Genomic DNA, 15,191 nt, shown 5'->3' with positions numbered 1-15,191 from the left:
GATCACCGTGGTGGACATGCTTCTCCCGAGCCCCCGATCCAGGAAAGGACGAAACGGTAGCGTTCTGTCCCGACGGGACGCTAATGGAGCCGATGGTCGAAACGCAAGCGTTTCGTCGCGACGGTGGGGGCTTTGAACGGGGTGTCGAAGTCGCCACGCCCGCAGCGGTCCTGACGGTGGGGCGGGGGAAAGGCGTCGTGTCGATTCCGCGCTCGTCACCGAATCGGGCCGAGGCGACGAGTCGCTGTTCGGGTGGCGGCCACCGGGCCGCAATCCAACCCGGCGATGATGCGGGACGGCCTCACGGCCTCCGAGCGGAGCCCGGGAGCGTGGATGGGGACCCTGGCCGTTCGGCTCTCAGCTCGGGCTCCTAATATCATCTCGCTTTCGTCGACAAAGCGCCGGTATGCCCTGGGCCTGGGCAAGGGCGTGCCTGTCGTCCAGCGCCCGACACGACACAGCGTCGTCCACCGCATGGCGATGGAGCCATGCCTCGAGGAGGAACGTTCATGCACGCCCGCAAGATCGGCGCCCTGGCCGCAACAGCAGTGGCGCTGGTCGCCGCCCGCGACCTCGTCCAGAAGAGGCACGCACTGCTCCGGAACTTCCCGGTGGTCGGGCACGCCCGCTACATGCTGGAGACGATCGGGCCGGAGCTGCGGCAGTACATCGTGACCTCCAACGAGGAGGAGCGTCCCTTCAGCCGCGACCAGCGCAGCTGGATCTACGCGTCGGCGAAGGAGGAGAACAACTACTTCGGCTTCGGCACCGAGGTCGACGTCGAGCACGTCCAGGGCCACGCCTACCTCAAGCAGCGCACCTTCGCCGGCGCCCTCCCGGACGCGCACGACCCGCAGGCCCCGCTGCCCTCGGCCAAGGTGCTGGGCGGCCCGCGCGGGCGCGCCAAGGCTTTCCGGCCCGCCAGCGTCGTCAACATCTCGGCCATGAGCTTCGGATCGCTGTCCGGCGCGGCCATCACCGCGCTCAACAAGGGCGCGGCACTGGCCGGCACCATGCACAACACCGGCGAGGGCGGCCTGTCGCCCTACCACCGCAACGGCGGCGACATCGTCCTGCAGATCGGCACCGCCTACTTCGGCTGCCGCAACGAGGACGGCAGCTTCAACCTCGACAAGCTCAAGGAGGTTGTCGCCAGCGCCCCGGTCAAGGCTCTGGAGATCAAGCTCTCCCAGGGTGCCAAGCCGGGCCTCGGCGGCATGCTGCCGGGCGCGAAGGTGACCCCGGAGATCGCGGCGATCCGCGGCATCCCGGTCGGCAAGGACTGCGCCTCCCCGTCCCGGCACACCGCGTTCAGCGACGTCGACTCGATGCTCGACTTCGTCGAACTGCTCGCCGCCGAGACCGGCCTGCCGGTCGGGGTCAAGAGCGCGGTCGGCGAGATGGGCTTCTGGCAGGAGCTCGCCGCCCTGATGGAGCGCGGCGACCGCGGCGTCGACTTCGTGACCGTCGACGGCAGCGAGGGCGGCACCGGCGCCGCGCCGCGGATCTTCGCCGACTCGGTGTCGCTGCCGTTCCGGATGGGCTTCTCCCGCGTCTACGGCACCTTCGCCGAGCTGGGTCTCACCGACGACCTGACCTTCATCGGCTCCGGCAAGCTCGGTCTGCCCGAGAACGCCGCCGTTGCCTTCGCGCTGGGTGCCGACATGGTCAACGTCGCGCGTGAGGCGATGCTGTCGATCGGCTGCATCCAGTCGCAGAAGTGCCACACTGACAAGTGCCCGACCGGCATCGCCACCCAGAACGCGTGGCTGGCCCGCGGCCTCGACCCGGAGTCGAAGTCCACCCGCGCGGCCGTCTACCTGCGCACCCTGCGCCGGGAGCTGACCAAGGTCTCGGGCGCGGTCGGCGTGGCCCACCCGTCGCTCATCACCGCGAACGACATCGAGATCATGAACGGCGACTACGAGGCCCGCACCCTCGGCGGCGTCTACGGCTACAAGGACGGCTGGGGCGAAATCGGCCCGCAGCTCGCCCAGGAGATCACGGCCCTGATGACCGCCAAGCCGGCCTCCGACCCGACGCCCGGCCTCTGACACACCGGACGGAGCTGACGGCCGCGGCGTCGCGGCCGTCAGCTCCCCCACTCACCCACCGACCTGCCCCCATGAACAGTTCCACTGAACAGTTCCACGCCGAGGCGAGCACACCATGACTGAAGAAGTGAGATTCAAGAGCGTCGTCGGCCCCGAACTGGCCGGGTCGATCGACCTGCCGGAAGGCGAGATCCGGGGCTGGGGAATCTTCGTCCACGGATTCACCCTCGGCAGGAACTCGCCGGCCGCCTCGCGCGTCAGCAAGCAGCTGGCCCGCGAGGGGATCGGCATGCTGCGCTACGACAACCTCGGGATCGGGGACTCCGACGGCGACTGGGGCGACGGCTCCTTCACCGTCAAGGTCCAGGACACCGTCCGCGCGGCCGAGATGATGGCCGAACGGGGCACCCCGGCGGACCTGCTGGTCGGCCACTCGTGGGGCGGCGCGGCCGCCATCGCCGCAGCGGCCGACTCGCCCGGCGTCCGCGCCGTCGCCACGATCGGTGCACCTTCCAACCCCAGCACGGTCGAGCACCAGTACGACGCGGTGGTGGACCGGGTCCTCAGCGACGGCGAGCACGAGTGGTTCGTCGGCGGCCGGACCCTGGTCCTCAAGCGCGCCTTCGTCAACGACGTCCGCCAGGCACGCCTGCGCGACCGGATCGGCGAGCTGAACATGCCGCTGCTCGTCATGCACTCGCCCACGGACGACACGGTCGACATCGCCAACGCCGGCGAGATCTTCCGCGAGGCCCGGCACCCGCGCAGCTTCATCTCGCTCGAAGGAGCCGACCACCTCCTCACCGCCCGGGGCCAGGCGAAGCGCGCGGCGCACATCATCAGCGCCTGGGCCGACCAGTACATCCACGGCTGACGGCTGGCGGCCCTGCGCTGGGCGCAGGGCTCAGCCCTTCTCCTCCTGCATCAGCGCGGTGCACGCGACCGTCTGCTGCTGACGTCGACCGTTCCGCCAGCTCCAGACTGCGTGCCCCACGAGAGCCAGCGCAGCCACAGCGGCGACGACCCGAACGACATTCCACGTCGCTCCGGCCGTCGAACCGGCTTCATGCGCCTCCGTAGACAGCCGCACGGAGGTCTCGCAGAAGGCTATGAGCGGAACGGTCAATCGGAAGCCGAGTCCGCCGCCACCGGACATACGCGCAAGGTTGCCCAAGAACCCGACCGGCGCCCCGAGGACGAACGCGGCTGTTGCCCAGACAAGAACCTGGGAGGAGAATCCTCCGCCGGCGCCACCGGAACTCATTCCGGCTGGAATCGTCCCGCTTGGAACGACGGAGTTCGCGTCCTTGAGCGCATAATATGCGACTACTCCGACTGTCGGTCCCAAAGATGCGAGCAGGGCTGATTCAATTCTGGAGCGCCGGAAGTAACCCACGAGGAATGCATAACCGGCCCACGGCCAGCCGCCGGAAAAAAAGGGTGCTGACGCCGACGGAAGCGGGATCGCCCCCTCTTCCGGCCATGGGGCCCACCAGGCCCAGCAGCAACCCCACCCCGAGAGTCACAGCGACCGGCGTGGCGCGAGCACGCAGCAGACGCACGATTCCCCCTCCTCGTTCCGTGGTTCGGCTGAAGCCCAGACGGGGCGCTACTGAACTTGATTGAGTGATGTCGGTGCCATTCGCCTATCAGCCGGCCATCGGGACCGGTAGCCCTGGGGTATGAGGTACGCGCAGGGCGGCGGGCTGACCGACGCCGAGAGAACAACGCGGGAGCGGTTACGGCTTCAGGCCGTGGAGCGTTTCCAGGCCGGAGAGAAGAACGCGGAGGTCGCCGCTGCCCTGCGAGTCAGCGAGCGGTCGGTCGAGCAGTGGCGCCGAGCCTGGCGCGAGGGCGGCGAGGCGGGGGTCCTGTCGAAGGGGTCGCCCGGAAGACCTCGGCTCGGTGAAGCTCAGATCGCCGGGCTGGAGCGCGGTGCGCTGGCCCACGGATGGGCGGACCAGGGGTGGACACTGGCACGGGATCAAGACGCTGATCGGCGGACTCTTCCACGTCTCCTACACGGTGGAGGGCACCTGCCGGCTGCTGAAGCGCACGGCTGGAGTTGGCAGCAGCCCGCTCGGCGGGCGATCGAGCGAGATGACGACGCGGTCGAGGTATGGAAGAAGGAGACTGAGCGCCGTGAAGCGCTGTTGAACCGAGTGGAGGTGGAAGACCGCCACCGCCGCGCTGTCGCAGCAGCGGGGTGAAGCTGGGGGCAGCCTGGACCGGGAGACGCCGGCGAGGGTGGCAAGCAGCCCCGACAACGACGGAGCGTCCCGGGATCGCCAGACGGGATGGGTCCGGCAAGCAAGACAGGTAGGTGTACGCGAGGAACCAGCGTCCGAACGCTCCTTAAGTCTCAAACACCAGCTCAAACCTGGCGGATATGGGCTGGCCAGCGGTGCGCACCTGCTCAACATGGGCAGGGAACTCTCGGGTTGGATTGTTTCGCTGGCTCGGGAGGCCACGGTGAAGGTCTGCGGCGTAACCGTGGCGAGGCCGCAGGGGCAAAGCTGGGCACCTCACCTGTTGATCGGTTCGCAGTGAACACGGGAACCGTCTCGGTGGTCCCACCCCTGGCTGATCGCCTGTCAGCCGGGCGGGAAGATCCGTCGTCGGTCGATGCCACCGAGGTGGGGCGGAGGAGCCGTAGTAGTCCGAGACCGGGAGAGCCGGTCACATGGCGAAGGGCTCCAGCGGGTTCGCAGCAAGTACGCAGACTGTGGAGGACGCCTGTGAATACGGGCGCGTCGTGGCCCGACGCCGATACGGCAGAGGTCCGAGTACGCAGGATGCAGCGCAAGCTGCACCATTGGTCGGTTGATGATCCCGGCCGTCAGTTCGATGACTTGTTCAACCTCGTCCACGATCCCAGCTTCCTGACGGTGGCTTGGGAGCGGGTGCGGACGAACAGGGGTGCCCGCTCAGCAGGGCCGGACGGGGCGGTTCCCCGCTCCCTCGGTCCGGTCGAGGCGAGCCGGATGCTCAACGATCTGCGCGAGCAGGTCAAAGAGCGCCGGTTCCGCCCCGAGCCGGTCCGGGAGGTGATGATCCCGAAGGCGAACGGCAAGCTCCGCCGCCTCGGCATCGCCACCACGGCCGACCGGGTGGTGCAAGCCTCGCTCAAGCTGGTCCTTGAACCGATTTTTGAGGCGGAGTTCCTTCCGTGCTCCTACGGTTTCAGGCCGCGCAGACGAGCTCAGGACGCGATCGCCGAGATCCACTACCTCGCCAGCGGCTCACGGGCCTATCACTGGGTGTTCGAGGGAGACATCACGGCGTGCTTCGACGAGATCGACCACACCGCCCTGATGGACAGGGTCCGCCGTCGACTCTCCGACAAGCGTGTGCTTGCCCTGGTGAGGGCTTTCCTCAAGGCCGGAATCCTCTCCGAGGACGGGTCCTATCGGGACAACCTCACTGGTACTCCGCAGGGCGGGATCCTCTCCCCGCTGCTCAGCAACATCGCCCTGTCCGTCCTTGACGAGCACTTCCACGACAAGTGGCAGGCCCTCGGCTCGGTCGGACAGCGCTACAAGCGCCGCAAGGCTGGCGGGGCCGTGATGAAGATCGTCCGTTACGCGGACGACTTCGTCGTCATGGTCCACGGCTCGCGCGCGGACGCCGAAGCGCTCTGGGACGAGGTTGCCGCGGTGCTCGCGCCGATGGGCCTGCGCCTGTCACCCGAGAAGAGCAGGGTCTGCCACATCGACGAGGGGTTCGACTTCCTCGGCTTCCGCATCCAGCGGCAGGTCAAGAGGGGGACGAACAAGCGGTACGTCTACACCTGGCCGTCGAAGAAGGCGCTCTCGTCCATCATCGAAAAGGTCCGGCAGATCACCCGCAGTCACAGGCATCGAATGCTCGCTGACCTGTTGCGCCATCTCAACCCGGTACTGCGAGGCTGGTGCAACTACTTCAAGCACGGCGTGTCCAAGCGGACCTTCGCCTACGTCGGCTACTTCGCGTGGTGGCGCGTGGTGACCTGGCTCCGCAAACGGCACAAGGGCTTGAGCTGGGGAGCGTTCATCCGTCGGGTCGTGCCTGGCTGGCAGATCAGAGACGGAGAGCAGGAGATGTTCCAACCGCAGGCGGTAGAGGTCATCCGCTACCGCTATCGCGGCGCGAAGATCGACACCCCCTGGACAGCGAGACTGCCGAAGGAAATCACCGCCACGGCGTGAACCCGTGGAGAGCCCGTTGCGGAGAAATTCGCTCGGCGGGTTCGGAGGGCGGGCCCGGGAAACGGACTGATGGAGACACCAGCACCGCGCCCGGGTCCGACCCCTACTGGCCGCGGGTAAGAGCACCGCGGCGGAGCGCGGGGCCTGGATCGTCTTCGAGGACGAGGCCGGGCAGTCGATGACTCCGCCGCGCGCCAGGACCTGGGGCCGGATCGGCCAGACCCCGGTCGTGAGGGTGAGGGGCCGGGGCTCCGGGCGGGATTCGATGGCGGGCGTGACCTGCTACAAGTCGGGCGAGCGATCCCGGTCGATCTACGCGATCCGCGAGTACCGGGGCCGCAAGGACGAACCGAAGGGCTTCGGCTTGCGCGACTTCCGCGACCTGATCGTCCGTGCCCGCATCCAGCTCGGCGGCCGGATCGTTCTGGTCTGGGACAACGTCCGCCTGCACTTGACGGTCGGTATGCGGGAGTTCATCGCCGCGAACGCCGAGTGGCTTGGTGTTCCAACTGCCCACCTACGCCCCTGATCTCAATCCGCAGGAGGGCATTTGGTCGCTGGTCAAGCGCGACATTGGCAACCTCGCCGCAGCCGACCTGGGGCAGATCACCCGGGCCGTGAAACGCCACCTGAAGAAGATCCAGTACCGCCCGGAACTCGTTGACGGCTGCCTCACCGGAACCGGCCTCACCACGTAATTCCCCACTCGAAACGCACCCGCAGTGACATCATGTGCCGCGTGTCCGGACCCGACATCCTCATAGCCACGCGCGAGGGACAGCGGACGACATCCCGGCTCCCGCGACCGGAAGCGGCGCCCCGAACTTGGCGTTGCCCCGGTGGAGCCCTTCGACGCCTTCCCGTGACTGCCGACCCTCTGCCCGGCGCGGCCTGATTCCTGCGCGCTGCTCTCTGCTGCTCTGCCGCTGCGTTCTACCAGTTCCGTCCCTCTGGGGCGATTGAATGCACGCCGAAGTCTGCGCCGAAGTCTGCCGATTCACGCAAGACCGGCCCCATGCACGGTTCTAACGTGGCATCGAATTCGGAGCGAGCAAGGGGTCCCGTGTGACTGTTGAGCCTGAGAATGTGGAACGCTTGGGGAATTGGCTCGTCGACGGCAGTTCCGTGCGCTCTGGGAACACGGGGGCCGACATCCTCGTGGAGAAGCTGGCCCAGCTGATCTTCGAGGGTGAACGGGACTGGCCGGCCCGCAGCGACCGGTTCGACGCCTACCGCGACCGCCTGACCGAGCGGTTCGCGGACGACTCGGCCCGGGAGCGCCAGTTCGTAGAGCTGACCGGTCCGGACGCGGACCCTGGGGTGTTCATCGATTGGTTCCTGCCGGTGGTCCTCGCATGGGAGGAAGACGGCAGTGCCGAGAGCGGGCAGCCGGCCTGGGACGAGGCCCGCGCGGTGTTCTACCGCACAAGTCCTGGTGGCGCTTTCGAGTTCGCCGAGGCCAACACCCGCGGTCAGCAGGGGACCGGCTGTGGCGGTACATGGCTCAGCCATCAGGAGCTGGTCGAACTCGGCGAGGACCCGGCCACCCGGGCCCACGGCTGGGACGACGCCCGGGCGATGTTCCACCGTACGGGTCCTGGTGGCGCTTTCGAGTTCGCCGAGGCCAACACCCGCGGCCAACGCACCAGCGGCTGCACCGCCACCTGGCTGACGGACGAGCAGGCCCGAGAACGGGCACTCGCCGCCGATGAGGTGACGGAGACACAGGATGGGCCCATCGACCCGCTCACCACGTCCAAGTCGGTGTACGACCAAGTCATGGGCGCGATCGCCGGGGAGGGACCCGCGTCCGGCACCACTGAGCAGGAGCGCACCGAACTGTGGAACGTGGCGTGGGCCAAGGTTCACGAGGCTGCTGCCGACCGCGGACCGGACCAGCAGGAGCAGGTCGCGGAAGCGGCGGTACAAGCCTGCCTTGACCACGTGGAGCAGGAAACCCGCGTCCGCGACCAGTTGGTAACGGAGCTTCAGGCCTTCGCCGACCTGCTGGCCGGCGACACCCCCGCCGAGAACTGACCGCTCAGCCACGAGAAGGGAAAGACGCCTCATGTGGGGATTCCTCGCCTACGGGCGAGCCTGCGACGCCGTCCACGAGCTTGCCAACGTGCGGCGCCGCTTCGACGCGCACGAGATTTCGGCGGAACAGGCCCTGGTCGAGGTGAGCGGGATCACCAGCAGAATGCGACCCGATCTCGACCTCCTGTCCATGGAACGCCGCGCACCGATCGACGACGCGCTTTGGGCCCTGAACAATGTTCTTGCAAGGGCCGCGTCCTCCGCATGGACCGGGCGATGCACGGGCTGTGAGCGGCGTTTCGGCACGAATCTGCACCAGTACGTCGAGTGCACACGCTGTCGGGCCCAGTTCCTGAACGGCCATCAGCCCGAGCGCTGTGTCTGCCGATCCCGGACCTGGAGCGCGGTCATCAATCCGACCGGACTCGGTGTGCCCGCCACCATGGCCGAGGGGGTGGCGCGGATCGATTTCAGCGCCGACGACGACCCGTCGAGCGACGGTTCCGACTGGGAGCAGGAGTACGCTTCGAGCTCGCCGAATTCCGAGCCGCTGCACGAGGCCGCTTCGAGCTCGTCCGCGGCCGGCGCCGGGGACTGCGCGTTCTGCGGTGACGCCATGCTCTTCAGTCAAGTGGCGGGACTGGCTGTCGTGGCGTGTCCCAATGGGAACGATGCGCCACATACGCTGACCCACGCGGGCTGTATTCCACCAACGGGTTGCTGGGACTGCGACAGCGCAAACCGTACCAGCGCCGGGACCTGCGAATCCTGCGCGGACCCCATGTTCTTCAACCAGACGCGGAAGCTGGCTGTCGTGAGGTGTCCCAACGGGAACGCGGCGCCACATCTGTTCACCCACATGGTTTGCATTTCGGGCAGTGGTGACTGCAGGTACTGCGGACTCCAAAACCTCGCCGACCCGCACTACATCGTCCGGGATGCCGTGACCGTGCCGACCGTGCTCGCCGTAGCCACCGGCCCGGCGTCGGCCTGGACGCCGGTGCGTGCCGCCCGCTGGTCGGACGCCTTCATGCAGAGGCAGGAAAGGATGCTGTGCTACGCCACGGCGGCATCGGCTGTGTACCACGCGTTCAACGACCCGAGGAGCCCCCGGGAGTGTGCGCACGAATTCGCCGTCACCCCGGGTGCGGCCAGTTTTTATCCTGTCTACCGCGAGGCGTTCCAGCAGACCGCGTCCACCCTCCCTCCGTCCACTCCCGTTGCCACCATCCAGGCCCGCACCTTCCAGGGCGTGAACGGCCGCGCGGCGGAGAACGAGTTGATCGGCAACACCGGGGAGCCGATTCTCACCCCACTCGGATTTCCCGTGGCAAGGCTCACCACCATGTCGTTCCTGGAACTGCAGAACGCGCTCGGCCAAAATCATTTGATCATGGTTGCAAATTCGGTCCACTGGGTCGTGGTCTTCGGCTACGAGACGAACGGCGCCGGCGGCACGAGGGTGAACTTCTTCGACCCCCTCACAGGTGGGGGCCGCAGCGAGGAATACGACGAATTCGTAGCCGACAAAGACGAGTTCCTGGTTGTCGGCTGAGACCGCGTTTGAGATCTGCCGTGGGACCATCAGTCGGTGACTCGACTAGTGAACCGGGACCGCTCCCTTGAGGAGCTTGAGCGAGACCGCTGGCCTTCCCCGTCGGGCGAAGAGACCCGGCTGATGGCAACTGTGCGTGAGCTGCGGCGCAAGCCGATCGGCGACCTCACGGTCGAGGGTCTGCGAGTGCTGATCGGGCAGAACGTGGGCCTTGCGTGTCTCCTGCCCCTGGCGGTGGAGATCCTTGGCGGCAACCCGTTCGCCGAAGGCGACATGTACGAGGGCGACTTGCTTGCTGGCGTGCTGGCCAGGCATGAAGAGGTCTGGGCCGCGTTCCCCGAACTCCGCCTGGAGCTCCGCGCGGTCGTTTCGGACATGGCCGACGTTCCAACGCCCATCAAGCACGACGTTGAAGGATTCCTGGCCAAGTAGGTTGCCGACAGCGCCGTCGTCTGGCAGACGGTGACTCAGCTGTCGGTCTCGGGGCGCCCCGGCTGATACACGACAGCGTCGGCGATCCTGCCAAGGTGGGTATCACCGACATGAACCATGAGATCGCCCCCAAGCCGTGGATCGAGGAGCATTGCACGACCTCGGTCGTCCGTGCCCTCCATCTCGACAACGCCGGCGTGGAGGAGAACGGACACTACTACCAGCGCTGGACGGTCACTCCCAAGCCCGGACACCTGGACCGCGTGCTCCTCGACATGGACAGCGGCACGGTCATCTGCCCGTAGCTGCTGCCCCCTCGGGCGGATTGCGTCACCAGCCGGGACCCGAGTCGGCTTGTAGCGGGCCATGGCCGCGATTGACACACGCCCGGAGCCCCCAGCCTCGGACCCGGACGCCCGGCGTCTGGCCGGTCCGGCGGCCCCCAGCCGACGGAGAAGAGCTCGCGCGCCTGTGAGTTCCGACCCGGCGACCGGCGGGTCATGCCGTTGGGCCGGAGAGGTCCCGCTCGTCGTCCCATCGCGGAGGCGTGACGGTGCCGGTGCGCCAGTCGTGGCGCAGGATGGCGTAGCCGACCGCGTCGTGTGCGGGGCCGCCGTCGGTGGGCCAAGCCTGGCGGTAGTGGGCCTCCTTGACGTAGCCACAGTGCAGGAAGGTGCGGCGCATCGCCGCGTTGTCCTGGCGGGTGGTTCCCTCGATTCGGGTCACCTCGGCGAATTCGTCGAACAGGTACCGCGTCAGCCAGGTGAGGGCCTGTCGGCCGAGACCGTGGCCCCGGTGGTGCGTCGCGATGCGCAGGTCGAACAGCGGGGTCTCGTCGTCGCCCAGGTCCATCAGGCGGATCAGGCCGACGTCCTCACCGTCGGCCGTCATCCAGAACGTCCGAGTGGCCGGGCCGTCGAAGTGGCCGTCCGAGATCCAGCGGGCCGCCTGGTCGGCGGAAACGCGCGGGGTCCCGTGGAAAGGCCAGTCATGACCGCTGAGGAAGGCGACCAGAGCGTCCGCCTCGGCGCGCCGGTCGGGCCGGGAGCGTCGGTAAGTGATCTCCACTGGAGCACCGTACGCGTGGACCCGGCCGGGGATCCAGGTATTTCGGCAGGCGCTCTCTCGTCGGCCGCTGCTACCGTCGCGGCACCGGTCGACCATCCAGGGGGACGAGAGTGGCGCCCATCTTTCCGGCAACAGTCCTGCGGACGGGGACGGTGGTCCTGCGGCCGTTCTCGTCGGCCGATGTCGCTGACACCCAGGCCGCAGCAGCGGATCCGCTCACGCAGGAGTGGCTACCCCTCCCGTGCCCGTACACCCTGGACCATGCCGTCGACTGGTGCACCATCGCATCCCACAGGCTCAGGACGGAGGGCAAGGGAATCCACTTCGCCCTCGCTGATGCCGAGACCGATCGCCTGCTGGGCACCGTCGGCCTGCGCAGGACGAACTGGCGCAGTCTCACCAGTGAACTCGGGTACTGGACGGCCCCTTGGGCACGGCGCCGAGGGCACGCCGCAGAGGCGACGCGCGCGGTGAGCCACTGGGCACTCCAGGAACACGGCTTCGAGCGTCTTGAACTCAAAGCCGCGGTAGACAACGTCGCCTCCCGGAAGACGGCGCTGCGGGCCGGCTTCCGCGAGGAGGGCATCATGCGCAACGCGGGAATCGTTCACGGTGGCCGCGTCGACCTCGCCCTGTTCTCGCTTACCCCTGCGGACCTCTGACGCAACTCTGCACCGGGGCTCAGGACAGGGGCGTGTACTCCACCGCGCTGGTGGCGTCAGGGCGGTGGTCCGTGCCCGGCTTGCCGAGGAAGCCCCAGGCGGTCTGGTGGATGTTTGCCTCATCGTCGACCTGGACGTGGTCGGCCCACCGGCTCAGTTCGATCGGGCCGGTGCGGGAGAAGACGGGATCGATCACGAGGACTCCGCCCGAGGTCGTCACCGAGGCTGCCACGTGGTGGTTCCACTGGTGGTCGGCGTGCAGGCGGGTGCCCGAGGAGGTGGCCCACTGCTTCGAGAGGTGGTGGGCGGCGATCGCGGGGGAGAGCTCCGCGATGGCGAGACAGGTGGCGTGGGCGCGGTCCTCGCAGCCGTCCTCGCCCACCTGGCCGCCGGCGCTGCCGAAGGCGGGCACGAGTCGGGGCCACAGGTCGCGGAGGGTCTTCGCGGTGGGCGGGCCCGCGGACGGGAACGTCTGGGTGAGGTAGGCGAGCTGTTCGCCGAGCCCACCGAGGTACTTGGTCCTCGTCTTGCTGTCCGGCATCTCACGGACCAGCCTGATGGCCTCGCGCACGGTCGCCACGGAGCGCAGGGGGGCCAGGTTCCGCACCAGGGTGAGAATGGTCCGCCGGTCCTTGGCGAGGTCCTTGACGTGGTCGGGGGCGCCGTCCTCGTCCATCCGTTCCAGCAGGGCGGTCAGGCGCGTCTGCTCGTCGCCGATGCGCGCCAGAACCTCCTCGGAGAACGGCTCCTCCCACTCCTCCTCCTCGGAGGAGGTCTCCTCTTCCTCTTCCACCTCGGAGGAGGACGCGGCCTCCCGCGCCTGCTTCGGCGCCTCCTGCTCCTCCGGGGAGCCGGAGCGCTTGCGCTTGCCGCCCGGCGCCGCCTCCATGCGCTGGACCACGGCGGTGACCGCCGCGTTGCCCGCGGTGCGCTGGAGCGCCAGCAGGGCCGAGGGGTCGTTGGGCTCGACGGACCCCCGTCGGGTGGTCGCGTCCTCGGCCCGGTCCGATGCCCGGTCCGGCGTGCGCCGCAGCGGGCGGTGGGCGGATCCCTGCGCGTGCGTCTCGTCCCGAACCGAAGCCGACCGGCGCACCAGGCGCCTCCTTCCTGTCCGATTCAGCGAGAGACATCGCATCGACATCGCATCATCGCGGAGCCGGGCGCGGGCGGTCACCGGCTGCGAGGGCAGTCCTCCGGGCAGCCCGTCCGTCCCGGCGGCGGCGTGTGCACGCGGCCTGATCCGTGACCGTCCACCGAACAGGACCCCCGTACGTGGGATCGGGGTGCGTGCCCGCGGGTAGGGCGGGTAGGAGGACCGACGGAAGTATGTCCTGGTATGTCGGTCATGCCCTGGCTGCTGTCCGTGGGAGACCGTGGGAGACAGCAGCCGAAGGCTCGATCGGGCCGTGGCGGGTCGCACCCCCGCCGGATGGACAGGTGGACAGGTGAAGAGGTGAAGGAGGAGGTCATGCGCTTCCGACACCGCGCCGACGCACCGGTGCGCATCACCGCCGCCAGCCGGGGGCTGTCCGAGGACATCCGCCACCGGCAGCGCCGCTACGCCCTCACCATGGGCATCCGCACCCTCTGCGTGATCCTGGCGATCGTCCTGTGGCAGGTCGACCGGATCGCCGCCGTCATCGCGATCGTCGCGGGCGGTGTGCTGCCCTACATCGCCGTTGTCTTCGCCAACGCCGGACACGAGCGCACGGAGGAGCCGTTCGACTCGCCCTACACCCCCGAGGACCGCCCCAACCCGGGGCTCCCGCACGGGCCGGGCCCGTGGGTGCCTCCGCCCCGCGACCATGGGACCGACCGGTCGGGCGGACGCCACCCGGACGACGGCCCCGGCGAAGCACCCTGACCCACCCCGCCTCCCTGCCCCTGTTCCGCATCCGCCACCGCGACCCGTCCCCACCTGCGGAACAGCCGCGTCGCGCTCGTCCGTCCAGGCGGCATCCGGGGGCATCCGGGGGACCTCCGCGTGGCGCGTCCCGCGTCGCCCGAGCGGTCCGCCGTCCCGCGCATACGGTGAGGCCTCGAGGAAGCGGGAGGAAGCGGCAGGAAGGTGGCGGCGAATGCGGGTGGGTCTGCACGCGCTGGGCATCGGCGACGGAGCCCGGCCGGAGGTGATTCGGGCCGTGGCCACGGCCGCCGAGGCGCAGGGCTTCGCGAGGCTCTGGTGCGGCGAGCACGTCGTGCTCGTGGACGCGCCCGACTCGCGGTACCCGTACTCCGCGGACGGCCGGATCGCCGTGCCCGCCGACGCGGACTGGCTGGACCCGCTGCTCGCGCTGAGCTTCGCGGCCGCCGTGACCAGCCGGATCGGGCTCGCCACAGGGGTGCTCCTGCTGCCCGAGCACAACCCGGTCGTGGTGGCCAAACAGGCCGCCACACTCGACGTCCTGTCCGCCGGCCGGTTCAGCCTCGGCGTCGGGGCCGGCTGGTCGGCCGAGGAGTTCGCGGCGCTCGGTGTCCCGTTCGGCGGGCGCGGGCGGCGGACCGACGAGTACCTCGCCGCGATGCGCACCCTCTGGTCCGAGGACCCGGCCTCCTTCGTGGGGGAGTTCACCCGGTTCGACGCGATCCGGGTGAACCCCAAGCCGCTGCGCGGCGGTCGCCTCCCGGTCCTGGCCGGCGGCAACAGCGATGCCGCGCTGCGCCGCGCGGCCACCCTCGCCGACGGCTGGTACGGCTTCAACGTCCCCGCGGCCGACGTCCCGGCGCGGATCGCCGTCCTCGCCGACGCGTGCGCGCGCCACGGACGTGGTCTGGACGAGCTCACCGTCGCCGTCGCGTTGAGCGACGGCGCCCCGGCCGACCTGCCGGAGCTCGCCGCCGCAGGCGTCACCGAACTCGTCGTCGTCGGCGCGCCCCCGCCTGCTCCCGACGCGGCGGCGGACTGGGTGGCCGGGCTGGCCCGCACATGGATCGGCTCGGCCGCGTGATCCGCACGGTCGCTCGCTCCCGGGCCGGCGGCGCGACTCCGCGCCCCGCACTCCGTGGACCCCGCGCACTCCGCAGACCCCGCGCACCCCGCAGGCCCGGCGCACTGCGCAGACCACGCGCACTCCGCAGGCCGGGCGCACGCCGCAGACCGGGCGCATCCCGCGCACTCCGCACCGTTCCCGCGCTCTCTGTGCTCCTTGCGCTTCACGCGCCCCTCGCGCTCCCTGCGCTCCGTCGAGGCGTGGCG

At 69.1% G+C, this 15,191-nt stretch carries 12 protein-coding genes and 2 pseudogenes; 12 read left to right on the top strand and 2 right to left on the bottom strand.

The genetic code is table 11. From position 1 onward, the window contains the following. Positions 1-509 precede the first annotated feature (509 nt). The 9 genes and pseudogenes from TR50_RS24415 to TR50_RS24375 all read left to right on the top strand — a co-directional run bounded on the left by TR50_RS24415 (position 510) and on the right by TR50_RS24375 (position 10,570). A complete protein-coding gene (locus TR50_RS24415) occupies positions 510-2,054 on the top strand; it encodes an FMN-binding glutamate synthase family protein (RefSeq protein ID WP_042425788.1) in 1,545 nt (514 codons plus the stop codon). Positions 2,055-2,169: 115 nt separating this feature from the next. Further along, positions 2,170-2,928 (top strand): alpha/beta hydrolase family protein, encoded by a 759-nt coding sequence (locus TR50_RS24410; protein ID WP_042425783.1) that lies wholly within the window; start codon positions 2,170-2,172, stop codon positions 2,926-2,928. An 808-nt stretch (positions 2,929-3,736) separates the two neighbouring features. After that, positions 3,737-4,174, top strand: a pseudogene (locus TR50_RS44580) (winged helix-turn-helix domain-containing protein); the annotation flags it as partial. A 675-nt stretch (positions 4,175-4,849) separates the two neighbouring features. Continuing rightward, the gene (ltrA, locus tag TR50_RS24400) at positions 4,850-6,241 is read left to right on the top strand and encodes a group II intron reverse transcriptase/maturase (protein WP_152648601.1); all 1,392 of its coding nucleotides are present in this window, start codon (positions 4,850-4,852) and stop codon (positions 6,239-6,241) included. A gap of 106 nt (positions 6,242-6,347) precedes the next feature. Further along, positions 6,348-6,939, top strand: a pseudogene (locus TR50_RS50415) (transposase); the annotation flags it as partial. Positions 6,940-7,366: 427 nt separating this feature from the next. Continuing rightward, the gene (locus tag TR50_RS24390; RefSeq protein ID WP_152648600.1) at positions 7,367-8,278 is read left to right on the top strand and encodes a hypothetical protein; all 912 of its coding nucleotides are present in this window, start codon (positions 7,367-7,369) and stop codon (positions 8,276-8,278) included. Positions 8,279-8,309: 31 nt separating this feature from the next. Then, the gene (locus tag TR50_RS24385; protein WP_042425772.1) at positions 8,310-9,833 is read left to right on the top strand and encodes a hypothetical protein; all 1,524 of its coding nucleotides are present in this window, start codon (positions 8,310-8,312) and stop codon (positions 9,831-9,833) included. A 36-nt stretch (positions 9,834-9,869) separates the two neighbouring features. Next, complete coding sequence (locus TR50_RS24380) at positions 9,870-10,265, top strand: contact-dependent growth inhibition system immunity protein (protein WP_042425769.1); 396 nt, start codon at positions 9,870-9,872, stop codon at positions 10,263-10,265. 95 nt (positions 10,266-10,360) lie between these two features. Continuing rightward, positions 10,361-10,570, top strand: coding sequence for a hypothetical protein (locus TR50_RS24375; RefSeq protein WP_152648599.1), 210 nt, complete (start codon positions 10,361-10,363; stop codon positions 10,568-10,570). 193 nt (positions 10,571-10,763) lie between these two features. On the opposite strand, the gene TR50_RS24370 is transcribed toward TR50_RS24375, so the two are convergent. Further along, entirely contained in the window at positions 10,764-11,333 is a 570-nt protein-coding gene (locus TR50_RS24370; protein WP_236654572.1) for a GNAT family N-acetyltransferase, read from the bottom strand. Between the two features lie 110 nt (positions 11,334-11,443). Here TR50_RS24370 and TR50_RS24365 point away from each other — a divergent pair, with 110 nt between their 5' ends. Beyond that, the gene (locus TR50_RS24365; RefSeq protein ID WP_042425763.1) at positions 11,444-11,995 is read left to right on the top strand and encodes a GNAT family N-acetyltransferase; all 552 of its coding nucleotides are present in this window, start codon (positions 11,444-11,446) and stop codon (positions 11,993-11,995) included. A 19-nt stretch (positions 11,996-12,014) separates the two neighbouring features. Here TR50_RS24365 and TR50_RS24360 read toward each other — a convergent pair whose 3' ends face one another. Then, complete coding sequence (locus TR50_RS24360; RefSeq protein WP_042425760.1) at positions 12,015-13,088, bottom strand: protein-glutamine glutaminase family protein; 1,074 nt, start codon at positions 13,086-13,088, stop codon at positions 12,015-12,017. Between the two features lie 375 nt (positions 13,089-13,463). On the opposite strand from TR50_RS24360, the gene TR50_RS48200 reads away from it, so the two are divergent. Further along, positions 13,464-13,859: a DUF3099 domain-containing protein gene (locus TR50_RS48200; RefSeq protein ID WP_201776866.1), complete on the top strand. Its 396-nt coding sequence runs from the start codon at positions 13,464-13,466 to the stop codon at positions 13,857-13,859. 214 nt (positions 13,860-14,073) lie between these two features. Further along, positions 14,074-14,943, top strand: coding sequence for an LLM class F420-dependent oxidoreductase (locus TR50_RS24350; RefSeq protein WP_042425758.1), 870 nt, complete (start codon positions 14,074-14,076; stop codon positions 14,941-14,943). Positions 14,944-15,191 lie beyond the last annotated feature (248 nt).

The sequence above is a fragment of the Streptacidiphilus anmyonensis genome (genome assembly GCF_000787855.1).
Lineage (GTDB): Bacteria > Actinomycetota > Actinomycetes > Streptomycetales > Streptomycetaceae > Streptacidiphilus > Streptacidiphilus anmyonensis.
This window is presented reverse-complemented; position numbering and strand designations above follow the sequence as displayed.